Annotated in this window: 15 protein-coding genes; 8 read left to right on the top strand and 7 right to left on the bottom strand. The window is 67.4% G+C overall.

Annotation, left to right across the window (positions count from 1 at the left end):
* Positions 1–91: 91 nt before the first annotated feature.
* Positions 92–232 carry a hypothetical protein gene (locus tag L810_RS47360; protein ID WP_021160116.1) on the top strand — a complete coding sequence of 47 codons (141 nt, stop codon included), beginning with the start codon at positions 92–94 and terminating at the stop codon, positions 230–232.
* On the opposite strand, the gene L810_RS20125 is transcribed toward L810_RS47360, so the two are convergent.
* Entirely contained in the window at positions 229–501 is a 273-nt protein-coding gene (locus L810_RS20125) for a hypothetical protein (RefSeq protein WP_021160117.1), read from the bottom strand. The two genes, L810_RS47360 and L810_RS20125, sit on opposite strands and share 4 nt — an antisense overlap.
* Before the next feature lie 262 nt (positions 502–763).
* On the bottom strand, positions 764–964 hold the full coding sequence (locus L810_RS47365; protein ID WP_155836316.1) for a hypothetical protein: 201 nt from the start codon (positions 962–964) through the stop codon (positions 764–766).
* 158 nt (positions 965–1,122) lie between these two features.
* Here L810_RS47365 and L810_RS20130 point away from each other — a divergent pair, with 158 nt between their 5' ends.
* The 5 genes from L810_RS20130 to L810_RS20150 all read left to right on the top strand — a co-directional run bounded on the left by L810_RS20130 (position 1,123) and on the right by L810_RS20150 (position 6,118).
* Positions 1,123–1,695: a plasmid fertility inhibition factor family protein gene (locus tag L810_RS20130; RefSeq protein WP_021160119.1), complete on the top strand. Its 573-nt coding sequence runs from the start codon at positions 1,123–1,125 to the stop codon at positions 1,693–1,695.
* A 253-nt stretch (positions 1,696–1,948) separates the two neighbouring features.
* A complete protein-coding gene (locus tag L810_RS20135) occupies positions 1,949–3,298 on the top strand; it encodes a reverse transcriptase family protein (RefSeq protein ID WP_042975483.1) in 1,350 nt (449 codons plus the stop codon).
* 349 nt (positions 3,299–3,647) lie between these two features.
* Positions 3,648–3,977 (top strand): H-NS histone family protein, encoded by a 330-nt coding sequence (locus tag L810_RS20140; protein ID WP_021160121.1) that lies wholly within the window; start codon positions 3,648–3,650, stop codon positions 3,975–3,977.
* A gap of 297 nt (positions 3,978–4,274) precedes the next feature.
* Entirely contained in the window at positions 4,275–5,522 is a 1,248-nt protein-coding gene (locus L810_RS20145; protein WP_021160122.1) for an MFS transporter, read from the top strand.
* On the top strand, positions 5,519–6,118 hold the full coding sequence (locus L810_RS20150; RefSeq protein ID WP_021160123.1) for a Rossmann fold nucleotide-binding protein: 600 nt from the start codon (positions 5,519–5,521) through the stop codon (positions 6,116–6,118). Before L810_RS20145 ends, L810_RS20150 begins: the two co-directional genes overlap by 4 nt.
* A gap of 221 nt (positions 6,119–6,339) precedes the next feature.
* Here L810_RS20150 and L810_RS20155 read toward each other — a convergent pair whose 3' ends face one another.
* The 3 genes from L810_RS20155 to L810_RS20170 all read right to left on the bottom strand — a co-directional run bounded on the left by L810_RS20155 (position 6,340) and on the right by L810_RS20170 (position 9,307).
* Positions 6,340–7,449 carry a polyamine ABC transporter substrate-binding protein gene (locus tag L810_RS20155; protein ID WP_042975491.1) on the bottom strand — a complete coding sequence of 370 codons (1,110 nt, stop codon included), beginning with the start codon at positions 7,447–7,449 and terminating at the stop codon, positions 6,340–6,342.
* A gap of 241 nt (positions 7,450–7,690) precedes the next feature.
* Positions 7,691–7,915 (bottom strand): hypothetical protein, encoded by a 225-nt coding sequence (locus L810_RS20160; protein ID WP_021160126.1) that lies wholly within the window; start codon positions 7,913–7,915, stop codon positions 7,691–7,693.
* A 411-nt stretch (positions 7,916–8,326) separates the two neighbouring features.
* Positions 8,327–9,307, bottom strand: coding sequence for a bifunctional helix-turn-helix transcriptional regulator/GNAT family N-acetyltransferase (locus L810_RS20170; protein WP_042975486.1), 981 nt, complete (start codon positions 9,305–9,307; stop codon positions 8,327–8,329).
* 276 nt (positions 9,308–9,583) lie between these two features.
* Between L810_RS20170 and L810_RS20175 the strand changes: the two genes are divergently transcribed.
* Positions 9,584–9,958 carry a hypothetical protein gene (locus L810_RS20175; RefSeq protein WP_021160129.1) on the top strand — a complete coding sequence of 125 codons (375 nt, stop codon included), beginning with the start codon at positions 9,584–9,586 and terminating at the stop codon, positions 9,956–9,958.
* A 34-nt stretch (positions 9,959–9,992) separates the two neighbouring features.
* Here the strand turns inward: L810_RS20175 and L810_RS20180 are convergent, their stop codons facing one another.
* Complete coding sequence (locus tag L810_RS20180; RefSeq protein ID WP_042975487.1) at positions 9,993–12,428, bottom strand: PEP-utilizing enzyme; 2,436 nt, start codon at positions 12,426–12,428, stop codon at positions 9,993–9,995.
* Positions 12,429–12,757: 329 nt separating this feature from the next.
* Entirely contained in the window at positions 12,758–13,852 is a 1,095-nt protein-coding gene (locus L810_RS20185; protein WP_021160131.1) for an AraC family transcriptional regulator, read from the bottom strand.
* A 251-nt stretch (positions 13,853–14,103) separates the two neighbouring features.
* Here L810_RS20185 and L810_RS20190 point away from each other — a divergent pair, with 251 nt between their 5' ends.
* Positions 14,104–15,495 carry an APC family permease gene (locus L810_RS20190; protein WP_021160132.1) on the top strand — a complete coding sequence of 464 codons (1,392 nt, stop codon included), beginning with the start codon at positions 14,104–14,106 and terminating at the stop codon, positions 15,493–15,495.
* Positions 15,496–15,515 lie beyond the last annotated feature (20 nt).

The following is a 15,515-nucleotide window of genomic DNA, read 5'->3' on the forward strand; positions in this document are numbered from 1 at the left end:
GATGATGCGATGGAGGCGACAAACGCCGGACGACGGCTGATTCCCGACGGCAAGCCGGCCGGCTTCATCGGTACCCGGACGGGAATGGCAGATGGATGAACAGGTCGCGGGCATGCATGTGCCATGTCACGCAGTATCGGCACGCCAGCCCGCGGTGGTGCTGGATTCAGACCGTCAATCCAGCACCGGGCTTCACGAATCGATAATCGTCGAGCGCTTCAAGGTCGATTAACGAATCGCAAAGCGGGTCGCCGGCGAGCCATTCGCGCAATTATTTCCATAGATAAACAGATTTCTGTTTTCTGAATATGCCTGGTAAATAATCGAATAAACTTCCTTGGCACTGAACGAGTAGACACCGTCGTTGATCGTCACCAGCAGGTTGCCGGTGGTGTCGGTTTCGATCTTGTCGATCTTGCCGGCTTTGCAAAGCGCCTGTGCGGACGCGCACGTGGAGGCGAGCATCAGTGCTGAAAACAGCACGGTTGCAATCTTCTTCATGACTTTCCTTTGGAATTGAATGAAATGATGCGATCTGACGACGTCGGCCACGTCCGGAAAGACATGTCTGTCCTTCCGGATTGCTGATTCGCAAGCGTCTGGAAATCAACGGGCCTGGCAAGCTGGAACTTTGCGACAAAGCACGAATGAAAGGATTCGTGCTGCGCCTCCGTTACCTCTTTGATTTTTGAATCGCGGTGTTGCGGCGCACAACACAGACTATTTATTTGGGTTTGAAGGCGCCAATCGAATTAATTTATCGTTAATGGAATTCGATAATTTTTGTTTGAATTTGATTTAATTGAATTCTGGATGGTGTTGTTTTTATTTTTTGATTGTTTCGATATTCAAATAATCGGCGGCGAATATTGAGGCGATGATCGATGGTGGTGCCGCGCGGCAGGCGAAGCGCATGGGCGTTCATGGGGGGCGATCGTTCGAGCGCGGGAGGAATCCCTGGCACGAAGCGACTCGTGCCCGAACGGAAAGGCGCTACACTGCGCGGGTTCCCGGGCACACCGGGAGCGCCGGGGCGCCGGACACACGGTTTGCCGACACGCGACGATGGTTTCGCCCGCCCCCCGGCTCATTCGAACAAGTCACGAGAGCAAGAGAGGGCCCATGCTGACACGTCTTCGTATCGGACTCGATCGCGTGCGCGACCTGCGCGAAGCGGGACGAGCGTCTCCCGTCCACCCGCGGCCGCAGGCGAGCGAACTGGTCGACCTCAGCGCGCAGCGCGCGATGTGGCGTGTCGCCGTTCCGGGCCAGGCCGACTGCTACATGGCGGCGACGCCCGCCGAAACGGAGCGCTACGTCGTGCATCTCGACGCGCAGACGTTCTACGGCCTGTGGCTCGGCACGAGCCCGAGATTCCCGCAGCCGAACTCGCAGGACTGCGTGCCGCGGCGCGTCATGCCGCTCGACAGCAAGTACGCGTCGGCCGCCGCCGCGTTCCGGGCCGGCCGCCTCGAACCGGTGGCACTGCCGCCGGTCGGCTACTGGATCGAGGGAGGCGGGTACGAAGTCGCGATGAGCAACGGCATGACGCGCACCTTCTGGCTGCTCGCCAACCGCGTGCGGTCGTTTCCGGTCAGCGTCGACAACGCGACCTGGGCCACGATGCTGAACAACATGGCCGGCGTCGGCGTCGCGCCGATCGCGTACCGCGAACTGTTTTCCCGGCGCGCGTAGGTCGGTCGTCGCGATCCGGCGGCGCCGGATCGCCCCGGTTTGACACGCCGCGTTCGCGGCCTTTAAAGTCGCATCGCGGGCCGGTGGGTCAAGCTCACGCCCGGAACAGGCAGCCGATGTTCCAGGACTACGGGGCTACCCCGTGGATCAGATCGACATCCCGATGCGTCGCAAGGAGCGCCGTTGCGCGTTGCGCAACGTGACTCCTCGCAGTACCCGTCACGTTGGCTCATCGTCCCGCCCATCCTTTTCCATGTCTTCATCCCTGCGCGATACCACCCGCACGATTGCCGAGGCGATGCTGGCCGGCGCGCCCGAACGTGCCGGCGTCCTGTCCCGGATGGCGGCGGTGCTCGGCGGCGCGCCGACGTGGACGCACGAAGTCGCGGATGCCGCGCTCGTGCGCTTCGGCGCGCGCTGGGCCGACGTTGACATCGATGCGCTTGCGGCGCACCTCGCCGATGCGCCGCCGTTCGTGCTCGCGTGGTACGGCAGCGACCGGCCCGCCGCGATCCGCGTCGTGAGGCGGCCGCTCGTCCAGCAGCCGTTGCCGGTGCCGCTGGCCGGTTGCGACGTGCCGCAATGGGCGACGCCCGGCGATCTCGCCGGCTGGCTCGGCGTGCGCGTGCCGGAACTCGACTGGCTGTCCGACCATTGGCGCGTCGACGCGCGCAGCGGCGCCACGCCGTTGCATCACTACACGTACGTGGCGCACGACAAGCGCAGCGGCGGGTGCCGCCTGGTCGAGATCCCGAAGGGCCGGCTGCGCGAAGCGCAGCGCCGCATCCTGCACGGGCTGCTCGACCGCATTGCGCCGCACGATGCGGTACACGGTTTTCGCAAGGGGCACGGGATCGTGTCGTTCGCGGCGCCGCATGCCGATCGCGATGTCGTCGTCCGTTTCGACCTCGCGGATTTCTTCGTATCGATACGCGCCGCGCGCATTCACGCGCTGTTCGTCACGCTCGGGTACCCGGCCGAAGTCGCGCGCACGCTCACCGGGCTGTGCACCAATCGCGTACCGTCCGCGCGGCTGCTCGCGCCGGACCTGCGCGACCGGTTCGACTGGATCGGCCGCCAGCGCTATCGCGAACGGCATCTGCCGCAGGGGGCGCCGACGTCGCCGGCGCTGGCGAACCTGAGCGCCTTCCGGTTCGACATGCGGCTCGCCGCGCTCGCGCGTTCGCTCGATGCAACCTACACGCGTTATGCCGACGATCTCGCATTTTCCGGCGGCGGCGCGCTGGCGCGCGACGTCGAGCGGCTGCAGGTGCGCGTGGCCGCGATCGCGCTCGAGGAGGGCTTTGCGCTGCACCTGCGCAAGACGCGCGTGATGCGGCGCGGCATGCGCCAGCAACTCGCCGGCGTGGTCGTCAATCGTCATCCGAACCTGGCGCGCGATGAGTTCGATCTCCTGAAGGCCATCCTGACCAACTGCATCCGGAGCGGGCCGGCGTCGCAGAATCGCGATGCGCGTCCGGACTTCCGCGCGCATCTCGCCGGGCGCGTCGCGCATGCGGCCGCGCTGAACGCGGCGCGCGGCGCGAAGCTGCGCGCGCTGTTCGACAGGATCGCGTGGGACGCCCGCGAAGTCGGTCTGTAAGCGGCCGAAAAGCGACCGACGAGCGGCCGGGTTCGGATCGACGCCGGCCGACGACTTCTGCATCGCGATGCCGTGCACTGCTATCATTCGCGCCATGCCGCGCCAGTGCCTGGTGCGGCGCTTACTTGCCGCAGTCGTTCGCCCGTGCCTTCGTATGCGGCGGGCTGCGCGTCGCCGGGCCGGTTCAGTCTGTCATCGATTGACGCGCGACGTCGTTTAGTGCGTATCGCGCAAGCCGCGCCGGCTCAGGCAAACGATACATCTATTTGACAGCACCCATCGGCGGAACTTCGTGGTAGGTTCCGCCATCGGAGCTTTTTGCGAAAACATGCCCACAGAGGATGAATACATGACCCAGGCCCTGCAGGAACTCGAAGCACAACTTCGGGACCTGAATATCAAGCTGTCGGATGCGAAGCAGAAGGAGAAGCAGGCCGCGCTCGCGGCATTCAAGGAACAGGTCGAGCTTTTGGGAATTTCGCAGCAGGAAGTGCTGAGCGCGCTCGGTTATATCGTCCAGCGAAAACGCAAGGCACCTGCCAAGTACTACGATCCGACGACCGGCCGCTCATGGTCGGGCCGCGGCCCGCGGCCGAAATGGCTCGAAGGCAAGGATCTCGAGACGCTCGCCGTCGACCGCGAGGCCAAGACCTGGTGGCCCGGAGACGACCAGGGCTGAAGCCGGCCAGGCAGCCGGACCATCCGGCGCCCTCCGGCTCGCGCAAGCGGGCCGGCCGGCAACCCGCTCTCTCCACGTAGTCGTTCGTCCGGTGTCCGGCCTGGCCGCGACGTCGCCGGCTTCACCGCCGACACCGGCCCGCCGTTTTACTCTCCCGTTCATGACCCGCAGGTTGCCGCCATGTCGTCCCGCAGGCGGGCGCCGGCGCGCGCGGACCCTCGCCACGGGCCGACCTGCCGGCCCTTCGTTCGCGGGCACAGGCCTTAGAATGTCGCCGGACAATCGTGGCGGGACACCATGGCAGCAAACATGAAATCTCCGACGCTCGGCGGCCCGTCGGCCCCGCGCGTCGAGCAGGTCGGCGCGTACGCGTGGAAAGCGCTGGCCGGATCGGCGATCGGCTATGCGATGGACGGCTTCGACCTGCTGATCCTCGGCTTCATGCTTCCGGCGATTACGGCGGCATTGCACCTGACAGCCGGGCAGGGCGGCGCGCTCGTCACCTGGACGCTGATCGGCGCCGTCGCGGGCGGCATCCTGTTCGGTGCGCTGAGCGACCGCTACGGGCGTGTGCGCGTGCTGACCTGGACGATCCTGCTGTTCGCGGTATTCACCGGGCTGTGTGCGTTCGCACAGGGCTTCCGGGATCTGCTCGTCTACCGCACCATCGCGGGCATCGGGCTGGGCGGCGAGTTCGGGATCGGCATGGCGCTCGCCGCGGAAGCGTGGCCGGCCAGCAAACGCGCACGCGTGTCGTGCTACGTCGCGCTCGGCTGGCAGGCCGGTGTGCTGCTGGCTGCCCTGCTGACGCCGTTCCTGCTGCTGCACATCGGCTGGCGCGGGATGTTCCTGGTCGGCGTGCTGCCCGCGCTGCTCGCGTGGGCGATGCGCAACAAGCTGCACGAGCCGGAAGCGTTCGTGCAGCGCGCGGCGCAGCCGAAGGCCAACGCGTTCCGCCTGCTCGTCGCGGACGGCCGCACCGCGCGCACGAGCCTCGGCATCGTGATCCTGTGTTCGGTCCAGAACTTCGGCTACTACGGGATCATGATCTGGCTGCCGACCTTCCTGTCGAAACAGATGGGTTTCTCGCTGACGAAGTCGGGGGTGTGGACGGCGGTGACGGTCGTCGGGATGATGATCGGCGTCTGGGTGTTCGGGCAGCTGGCCGACCGCATCGGGCGCAAGCCGACGTTCCTGCTGTACCAGCTCGGCGCGGTGGCGACGGTCATCGCGTATGCGCAGCTGTCGGACCCCACGGCGATGCTGTGGGCCGGCGCGCTGATGGGCATGTTCGTCAACGGGATGGTCGGTGGCTACGGGACGCTGATGTCGGAGGGTTATCCGACCGCCGCACGCGCAACCGCGCAGAACGTGCTGTGGAACATCGGCCGCGCGGTGGGCGGCTTCGGCCCGGTCGCGGTCGGCGCGCTTGCCGCGCACTATTCGTTCCAGACGGCCATCGCGATGCTCGCCGGCCTCTACGTGCTCGACATGGTCGCGACGCTGTTCCTGATTCCCGAGCTCAAAGGCGTCGAGCTCGAATGAGCGCGGCGAGCGCGCGCAATCCAACCACTTCTCCGGAAACCACGATGCAGCAGAAGAACAGGACGATCGGCGTGATGGGCTCGGGCAAGGAGCCGTGGCTCGCGTTTTCGGAGCCGCTCGGCGCATGGCTCGCGCAGGCCGGATTCAACCTGCTGACGGGCGGCGGGCAGGGCGTGATGCTGGCGGTCGCGCGGGCGTTCGCCGGCGTGCCCGGGCGGGCCGGGCGATCGATCGGCATCCTGCCGACGCAGGCCGATCCGCTCGCGGGCTTCGTGCCGCTCGACGGCTATCCGCATCCGTTCGTCGACATCCCGATCCTCACGCCGCTGCCGCGCCGCGAGCCGGATGCCGAGCCGCACACGATCAACCGCAACTACGTGAACGTGCTGAGCAGCGACCTGATCGTCGCGCTGCCGGGCGGGCACGGCACGGCCGAGGAGATTGCGCTCGCGCTGCGCTGGCGCAAACCGCTCGTCTGCTTCGGGCCGGAGGGGGCGTTTCGCGCGCTCGCGGCGGGCGCCACGTGCACGTCGTCGCTCGACGACGTGATCCGGTTCGTGGAAGACGCGTTTGCGGCGGAGCGGGTGTCGCGATAGCGCGTCGAACGGCGTCGAGCGGTTTCGTCTCGACGTCCGCTCGACGCGGCCGGTTCCTGCTGTCGCCGGCCGTGCGGCAGGTCGGGCGACGTCGCGTATGGGTCGAACGTCTGCCGCAATGACGCGAGCACGTGCGCGTCGGCGCCGTATGCAATTCCGTCCGGACGGCCGGAAGCGCGGCACCGGATCGGGTCGCGTCACGTCACGTCACGCGGCCATGCTCAACGCCCCGTCTTCAACTGCGCCCACAGCCGGTTCTGCAGCCGACGAATCTCGGGCGGCATCGGCTTGAGCAGCGTCATCCTGCTCAGCACCTCGTCGGCCGGATACACCGACGGGTCGCGCGCGATCGCGGGCTTCACGTACTGGCGCGCGGCCTTGTTCGCGGTCGGATAGAACACCGCGTTGGTGATGCCGGCGTTGACCTTCGGATCCTGCAGGTAGTTGATCCACTTCAGCGCGGCGTCGCGGTTCGGCGCATCCTTCGGGATCACCATCATGTCGAACCACAGCAGCCCGCCTTCCTTCGGATTCGCGAAGCGGATCTCGTACGGGCGCTTCGCTTCGGCGGCGCGGCGGTGCGCAATGCCGACGTCGCCCGAATAGCCGAACGACACGCACAGGTCGTTGTTCGCGAGATCGTTGATATAGCCCGACGAGTTGAACTGCGTGATGTACGGGCGCACCTTCTTCAGCACCTCGTACGCCGCGCGGTAGTCGGCCGGGTTCGTGCTGTTCGGGTCCTTGCCCATGTACTGCAGCGTGGCCGCGAACACGTCGACGGCCTGGTCGAGGAACGACACGCCGCAGCTCTTGAGCTTCGCCATGTTGGCCGGATCGAACACCAGCGCCCAGCTGTCGACCGGCGCCTTGTCGCCGAGCGCCTTCTTCACGGCCTGCACGTTGTAGCCGATGCCGTCGGTGCCGTAGGCCCATGGCACGCCGTACTGGTTGCCCGGATCGGCGTCGGCGACCATCTTCATCAGCAGCGGATCGAGGTTCGACAGGTTCGGCAGCTTCGACTTGTCGAGCGGCTGGTAGACGCTCGCCTGAATCTGCTTGGCCATGTAGTTCGACGTCGGCACGACGATGTCGTAGCCGGAATTCCCCGACATCAGTTTCGCCTGCAGCGTGTCGTCGCTGTCGTAGTTGTCGTAGCGGACGTGGAGGCCCGTCTGCTTCTGGAAGTTCGGGACCGTGTCCGGTGCGATGTAGTCGGACCAGTTGTAGATGTTCAGTTCACCGGCCGCGTGGGCGGTCGTGCCGGCGGACGCGGCGGCCGACAGGGTGGCGGCGGTTGCAATGCTGCGGGCAAGCGTGCGGATTCGCATGACGAAGTCTTCCATTTTCAGGCGCGTGTCGATCCGCGATGCGCGGGCCGGTGCGCGACGGTTCATCGGATGAAGCGGGCGTGCGCGAGCACCGCTCGCGGTGAGCGAGCGCGGTGCACGACGATCAGGAGTCCGTTCGATTGCGGGCCGGCTTGCACGGAAACGAAGCGCGAGCGGATTCCGTCACCGGTCGGGCGACACGGCGGGCAGGTCGAACGGATGCAGGGAAAGGGGTGAAGCGCTAAGGCAGCAGCGAGGCCACGTCGTCGGTATGGATCGCGACGTACGCACGTGCGGCGACGGCGTTGTGGCGGCGAACGGAGCGGCAGGACAGGATGGTGTAGATCGACAGATGCAGGCGAGGACTTTGCCAGCCGTCACCACGGTCGTCGGTGGACGCGATCGCGGCGCGCAGGTTTCGCGCATCGCCTCGTCTCCACCGCACCAGCGGGCCACGGAATCTCACGTTTACTCTCGACCGGGTTGTTGAAAGTATTGAACACCTGACGATTCGCCAGCGACTGCCGTTTCAGGCCGCGGTCATCGAATTTGCCGCGATGCGTCATCGGTTTCGAGACGCAAACTGAAAGCTTGGCGGACCGCTGGATCGCCGAAACATGACGCTTCCGTGAATCATCAGGGAAATCGCTGTAAGGATGTCTCAGGATTTTCCCTAGTGATTCGCAGGTCGATGCAGGCGTTCGGCGTGATCGCGATAACGGATGAACCGCGCACGCGACGCGGCTCGAGCGGCCATGACGCGCGTCAAGTGATGAGAATATTCGACGGCCTGCAGCGCGAATCGCGCCGGAACGGTCGTCGCAAAGGCAGTCGAGAAACCATGAAGGGCGTCGCAGCGCAGGCGGCCCATCGATCCTCAGCCGCCGGATGGCCCCGGCCGGCTGAAGCGCTGCTCGACCACCTCGGTGCCCCAATGCGTGCCCGCGGATGCGCTCGTCAGCACGAAGCCGAACGACTCGTACAGGTGGCGTGCCGAATCGAGGCCCTTGAACGTCCACAGATAGGTTTCGCGAAACCGCTGCGCGTCGACGAAGCGCATGGCTTCCGTCATGAGCCGGCGCCCGATGCCCGAGCCGCGCAACGCATCGTTCACGATGAACCATCGCAGGTGCGCGACGCCCGTTGCCGGGTCGCCGTCGATCGCGAGCGACGCGAGCGTGCGTCCGTCTTCCTGGCACAGCCAGAGCGCCTTGCCGTCGGCCGGCAGCGCACCGGCGAACTCGGCCAGCTCGGTCGCCACCCGCTTTTCGAAAAAGGCGCCGAATCCCCAGTGTTCCGAGTAGAAGCGCGCGTGAAGGCCCGCGATATCGCCGATGCAGCCCGGCTGGTAGCCTTCGCGGATCGATGGCGCATCGGGTGTCGCGGCGCTTGCCCTGGCGGCGTTGTCCTGCGCGAGCGCATCGGCATACAGCGCGAGCGAGCGCAGCAGCGCCTGCTGATCCGCCGGCACCATGCGGCGCAGCGCATTCGACACCTGATCCGTCGCGAACGCGTCGATTCTTTTCTGGAGCTTCTTGCCGTCGGCGGTCAGGTACAGCTCGGTCGCGCGCGCATCGTCGCTCGACACGCGCCGTTCGACGATGCCGGCCGCCTCGAGCCGCGCGAGTTGCCGGCTCGTGTTCGATTTGTCCAGCCGCAGGATGTTGCCCAGATCGCGGGCGTTGATGCCGGGCGCCATCCCGATCTCGAGGATCGCGTGAACCGCCGAAGGCGCCCAGTCGCTATCGGCCAGCGTCGCGCGCATGAAGCCGAGCTCGCGAACCAGTTTGCGGGAGAAGTCGCGAAGCTCGAGGATGGTTGCTTCGCGAGGCTTGGCGGGAGCGTCGATGAGGTCCATGGTCAGCCCGGAAAGGTTGCGGATCGCAATCAATAATAGTTGCGGGTCGCAACTTGATCAAGGCGGATTTTCATCGGGACGCGTCGTGCCGAGCGGTGCTTGCGGGGCCGGCGTCGGCGCGGATCACGGGGACGGATGGGCGGGCGGTGAGTGGTATTGGCGCGGATGGCGGAGTGCCGCGAACCGGACGCATACTCGATGCATCCGGACGCCCCGTCATGCGAGCACGGGTGTCGGCCGGTCATCGATCCGCGGCGGCGGACAACGGAGTCCACCATGAACAATCTGAAGCCGATGACGATTGCGTTGCTTGCCGGATGCGGGATCGGTGCCGGTACCGTTTACGCGGCCGGCAGCATGGATGCGCCGCCCTGCAGCGCGGCGCATGCGGCGGATCAGGGCGGGATCGCCGCGATGCCGGGCACGTCGGTCCGCAGCTTTTCGACCGCCGGTTGCTCGGGCGCGGTGCTGCAGGGCGAACGGGCCACCGCGACGGTCAACGGTGACCGGATCGAGCTGCGGGACGGCATCGTCTACGTGAACGGCCGTTCCTACGGCGCCGTCACACCGGCACAGACGGTCGAATACGAAGCCGCGCACGACCGGCGTACGTTGAAGGTCGACGGGAAACTCCGCACGCCGGTGCGCTGAGTACGCGCCCGGGCCCGCGGCAACCGCGCCGCGCCTAGTCGACCAGCGTCAGCCGGCCGTCGCTGAGCCGCACCTCGCGCCCGATCCACGCCGCGTCGACGCGCGGCAGCACGGCCGACGGCTTGCGCAGTTCGCGCAGCAGCGTCGCGCCGTGCGACAGCCGGCCGCCCATGCGCGCGATCACCGCACGCGCGGCCTGGTACTGCGCGTGCCGGCCCGGGTCGAGCGTGTCTTCCAGCAGGATGTCGCGGCCGAGCACGCCTTGCGTGTGGCCCGGATAGATCATGAAGCCGGCCGCCTCGTCGGTGCCTTCGCTGCCGTCCTGCCAGAAGCTGCCGTTGCGTTCGCGGCGATCGGGATGGGGCGCGAACCATGCGTCGCGGTCGGCGGCCGGCATCGCGTGATGCAGGCGGAAGAACACGCGCATCAGGTTGTCGCGATACCACTCGCGCACCTGCAGATACCAGCCGCGCATGCCGGGCGCGCCGAGCGCGTGGAGCACGCGGACGGGCAGCGGCCAGTCGGGAAACGCCTGCAACGGCAGATCGGCGGGCGCGGGCCGTGCGGTGCCAGGATCGGTTTCCCACGGCAGGCGATGCGGGCTGTTCCCGAGCTGGCCATATGCGGTCGGCGGACGGCCCCAGAGCGCGCCGCCGCTGCTGGCCAGCGATGACGCGATGCACAGGTTGCCCTGCACGACGAACACGTAGAAGCGCGTGAACCAGTCGGCCAGCTGCCGGCCGTCGGCGCGTTGCTCGACGAGTGTCGCGAGTTCCCGGTCGAAGCGCCGCAGGCCGCGTTCGAGCGTCGGCAGATGCCCGCGTGCGGCGCGCAGCATGCGCCAGAACACCGGCAGCGAACGCAGCAGCCGCAGCGGGCGCCAGCGCAGCGGCGGGGTCGCGCCGCCGATCTCGCCGCTGTAGTTGCCGGCCGATACGCCCCAGTCGGCGAGACGGGCGAGGAACAGGTCGTTGTTGATGTACGACGCGCCGCCGTAGAGCGCGGTGAATGGTTCGTTGTCCTGCAATACGCGTGCATCCCAGCGCGCCATGATGGCCGGGATGCTGCCGGCCGCACGCCGTTGTGCGTACTCGACCAGCCGGCTGGGCTGCGGCGGCAGGATCTCGGCGATGTTCGCGGCGGTCAGGTGCCGGTGCCAGCCGTAGCTGCTGATCGGGCGGTATTGCAGCAGCCACAGCTGCGTGCCGTCCCACGCCCATTCGACATCGCCCGGCACGTAGTGGAACGCGCGCAGCACGCGTTGCAGGAAAGTCCACAGTTGCGTCGCGCCCAGGCCGTGCGTGCCCGGGAACGTGCCGCGCTGCCAGGGCTCGCCGAGCCGCGACAGGATCGCGCGTTGCGGGCTGGCCTGGCCGTCGGCGAGCGATTCGAGGTGACCTTCCACCCATTCGACTTCGACCGCGAGATGCCGCACGAACGCGATGCCCGACAGCACGGGCGTGATGAAGCGCTGCACGACCGTTTCCTCGAGGCCGCCGTCGAGCAGCTCGGCCACGCGCGCGGCGGCCTGCGAGGCCGGTACGCGCAGGAACGTGGTGTGCAGGCCCGCGTTGGCCGCATCGGCCTGGTCTTCGCCATGGCTCGACGAGCGGATCGCCCACTCGGCGTCGGGCTGGCTCGCGAGAAAGCCGGGCAGGCGCGGATCGTCGGCGCGGGTCAGCGACAGCGCGGGCGGCACGGGCAGGCCGGCCATCGTCGCCAGCGCCAGGCGCCCGCCCTTGGTGTGCGCGACGAAGCCGGCGTCGCCCGCTTCGAGCCACTGCGCGAATGCCGCCGGCGCGTCGATCCACGGATAGTGTCCCCAGCCGGCCTGCAGCGTGACGGTGAGGTCGGCGCGCGCGAGGATGGCCGACCATGCGGCGGCCTGGCGCACGCCGAGCACGGCGTCCTGGTCGCCCCACACGAGTTCGATGCGATCGGTGACCCACTCGAGCAGCGGCAGCGCGGTATCGGCGCGCACGAGATCCCAGTGCGGCAGGAACGCGCGGCAGCGCGCGTAGCCGGCGCCCATGCGGCGGTACTGCGCGCGTGTCCAGGTCAGGTTCGAGAACTTGCGGGCGAACAGCGCCGGGTAGTGCGCGAGCAGCCAGTGAATGGTCTTGCGCAGCGGCTTCGGCGCCATCAGTTTCGGCAGGCGCCGTTCCCACAGAAATGCACCGACGGGCGCGAGCAGCACACTGCGGCCGAAGTGGCCGGGGCGCCGTTGCAACGCGTGCAGCACCAGCAGCGCATTCACGCCGACCGCCATGATCGCGTGGCCCGGTTCGGTCGCGTCCAGCAGCGCTTGCGCATACGCGGCGAGATCTTCGCAGGGCGGCGCGGGGTTGTCGCCGAAGCCCGGCAGTTCCAGCGGCACGGGCCGGTAATGGCGGAAGTGGGGCAGCGTGTCGTCCCACCAGTCGGCCGCGCTGCCGTTGCCGGCGAGGAGGTACAGGATCGGTTTGCTCATGGAGGCTTCGTCGGCGGGCGATCGTCGCGGTGGCGCGCGCCCGGATGGGGCGGCGCGGCTCGCGGATGCCGCTGCGCAGTTTCGTGTCGTCTTGTTCGCGTTGCGCCGGTGCGAGTGGAATGGAAGCGTGGCCCCGCTCGGCTTGATGGTTGCGCGCATTCTACTTGAGTCGACCCGGACGATAACCGCCATCTCGAACGCGACGCCATGCAGACGCAGGTCATGCATGACGTGTGCGGGAATGACCGATGCCGTCAATGAATCCCGCTCGTGGCCGGATGGCGCGAAGGCTTGTGCTGCGCGCCTTTCAACCGCGCGTCCATGGCGCGTTACGTGTCCGACTCGGCGCCGGCGCGCGGCGGGTGCCCGGTCCAGCGTCGATACGCATGGCGGAAGCTGCGCGGCTCGCTGTAGCCGAGACGTTCCGCAATGGCCGCGACCGTCAGCTCCGGATCGTCGAGCATCCGCACCGCCTCGTCGCGGCGCACGTCGTCGAGCAGCGACTGGAACGTGAGGCCGTCCTTGTCGAGCCGACGGCGCAGCGTGCGCTCCGTCAGGTGCAGCGCGTTCGCGAGCGACGTCATCGACTTGAAACGCGCGAGGTCGCGGGCCATCAGCTCTTTCGCGCGATCGGCGAAACGCGTGCCGACCGACGCGGCCCACTGCCGTTCGAGCGCCTCGCACTGGCCGTGCAGCGCATTGAAGCTGACTTCGTTCGCGAGCAGCGGCATCTCGGTGCCGTTCACGGACGTGAACACGAGCCGGTTGTCACCGGCATTGAACGCGACCTTGCAGCCGAAGTGGCGCGTGTAGTCGGCCGCGTTGCGCGGCGTGCGGCGCGCGAGCTGTACCTGCGCGGGCCAGACCGGCTTGCCGACGAGGTCGGACACGATCAGGCGCAGGCTCGACAGGCACATGTCGACCTGGAACACCTCGAGATCGGGCTCGCCGTTGTAGCGGCTGATGGTCACGCTCATGCCGTCCGCATGCGCATCGATACGCACGTCGAAATACAGGCCCATGAACAGCGGAAACTGGCTCATGCACCGGAATGCCTGCATGACGGAGCCGCTGATCAGCATCGCGTAGCCGGCGAGGCCGAGTGTCGATACGTGCAGCCGCGCGCCGATCGATAGCCCGATCGACGGCACGCCGCTGCGCTGCAGCAGGTTGTGGAAGCAGCGCTGCTCCTGGCCGCGATTCACGTGCAGGTTCGGCGACGCGACTTCGTCCGCGCCGAGCCCCGTGCCTTCGAGCAGCGCGGCACCGTCGATATGCCGCACGCGGCACTCGTCCAGCGCGACCGCGATCGCGTGGACGGTGGCGGGAATGTCCTCCTGGCGTCCGGCCGGGCGCGCGAGGCCGAGCGACGAACGCAGGCTGCGCTCGGCCCGGCTCTGGTTTCGATGAGATCGAGTGTCCATGGTGCTGACGGGGCGACTGGGTCGCGTAGAACATAGCCGGAATGTCCGCAAAACACCAGTGCGGCACAGCACCATGCATGACGCGCCGGCGCGATACGCGGCGGGGTGTCCGGAAATATCCCCTGATTACGTCCGCATTTCTCATTCGTGGCGGAATTTTTGGCGCACCACACTTTCTTCCAGTCGTGCGCCGCCGGCCGTGCCGGGCGAACGAGTGTTGAAGCCGTGAACGCCACCTACGTGAGGACAGCATGGACAACGACAGCCCCGGTCGATACGCATCGGCCGCCGCGACGCAGGACTTCGCAGCGCACGCGTTTCGCGGCGACGCGGACGAACGCCGCAAGCCGCACCTGCTCGGCCTCGCGACGCTGGTGATCTTCGGCCTCGCGTACATGCTGCCGATGACGGTATTCACGACCTACGGGCTCGTCACGAGCGAGACGAACGGGCACCTGACGGCCGCGTATGCGGTCACGCTGGTCGCGATGCTGTTCACCGCGCGCAGTTATGGCCACATGGCGCGGCTGATGCCGAGCGCCGGGTCCGCCTATACGTTCGCGAGCCGCAATTTCGGCACGTCGGCCGGCTTCATGGTCGGCTGGGCGCTGCTGATGGACTACCTGTTCATTCCGATGATCAGCTACCTCGCGATCGGCATCTACATGAAGCAGATTTTTCCGATGGTGCCGGCCAGCGTGTGGATCGTCGGGAGCATCGCGCTGATCACCGGGCTGAACATCGTCGGCATCCGGCTCGTCAATCGCGTGAACCTGATCCTCATCGCGAGCCAGCTCGTGTTCATCGCGATCTTCGTCATCGCATCGGCGCGGGTCGCGGCAGGCGAGGGGCTGTCGATGGCCGTCGCGTTGCCGTCGTCGGGCGATGCGCACGCGATCTTCGCCGGGTCCGCGATCCTGTGCCTGTCGTTTCTCGGCTTCGACGCGGTCACCACGCTGTCGGAGGAAACGCGCGAGCCGAAGCGCACGGTGCCGCGCGCGATCCTGCTCTGCACGCTGGCGAGCGGCGTGCTGTTCATGCTGATCGCGTATGTCGGGCAGGTGGTGTTTCCCGACTGGCACGCATTCAAGGATCTCGATTCGGCCAGCCTCGAGCTGATGCGGCGCATCGGCGGCGGCACGCTGTCGGCGTTCTTCGTCGCCGTGTACGTGGCCGGCTGTTTCGCGAGCGCGATGGCCGGGCAGGCGAGCGTGACGCGCGTGCTGTTCGCGATGGGCCGCGACCGGGTGCTGCCGGAGCGCGTGTTCGGCCACCTGCATGCGCGGCTGCGCACGCCGGTGCGGGCGACGCTCGCGGTCGGTGTCGTGTCGCTGTCCGCGCTGTTCGTCACGCTCGATCTCGCGTCGACGATGATCAGCTTCGGCGCGCTCGTCGCATTCGCGGTCGTGAACCTGTGCGTGATGCGCAGTTATCTGTGCCGCGCCGAGCATCGCCGCTTCGCGGGCTGGATCACGTTCGGCGTGATGCCGGCGCTCGGCTTCGCGATGAACGTGTGGCTCTGGTCGGGGCTGTCGCGCCAGACGTTCTACGTCGGCATCGGCTGGCTCGTGCTCGGGCTCTGCCAGCTCGCATGGCTGACGCGCGGCTTCACGCGCCCGGCGCCGACACTGTCGATGAACTGAATGACCGGGCGCGCCGCGCC

Source organism: Burkholderia sp. AU4i, assembly GCF_000466765.1.
In the GTDB taxonomy this organism is placed as follows: domain Bacteria; phylum Pseudomonadota; class Gammaproteobacteria; order Burkholderiales; family Burkholderiaceae; genus Burkholderia; species Burkholderia cepacia.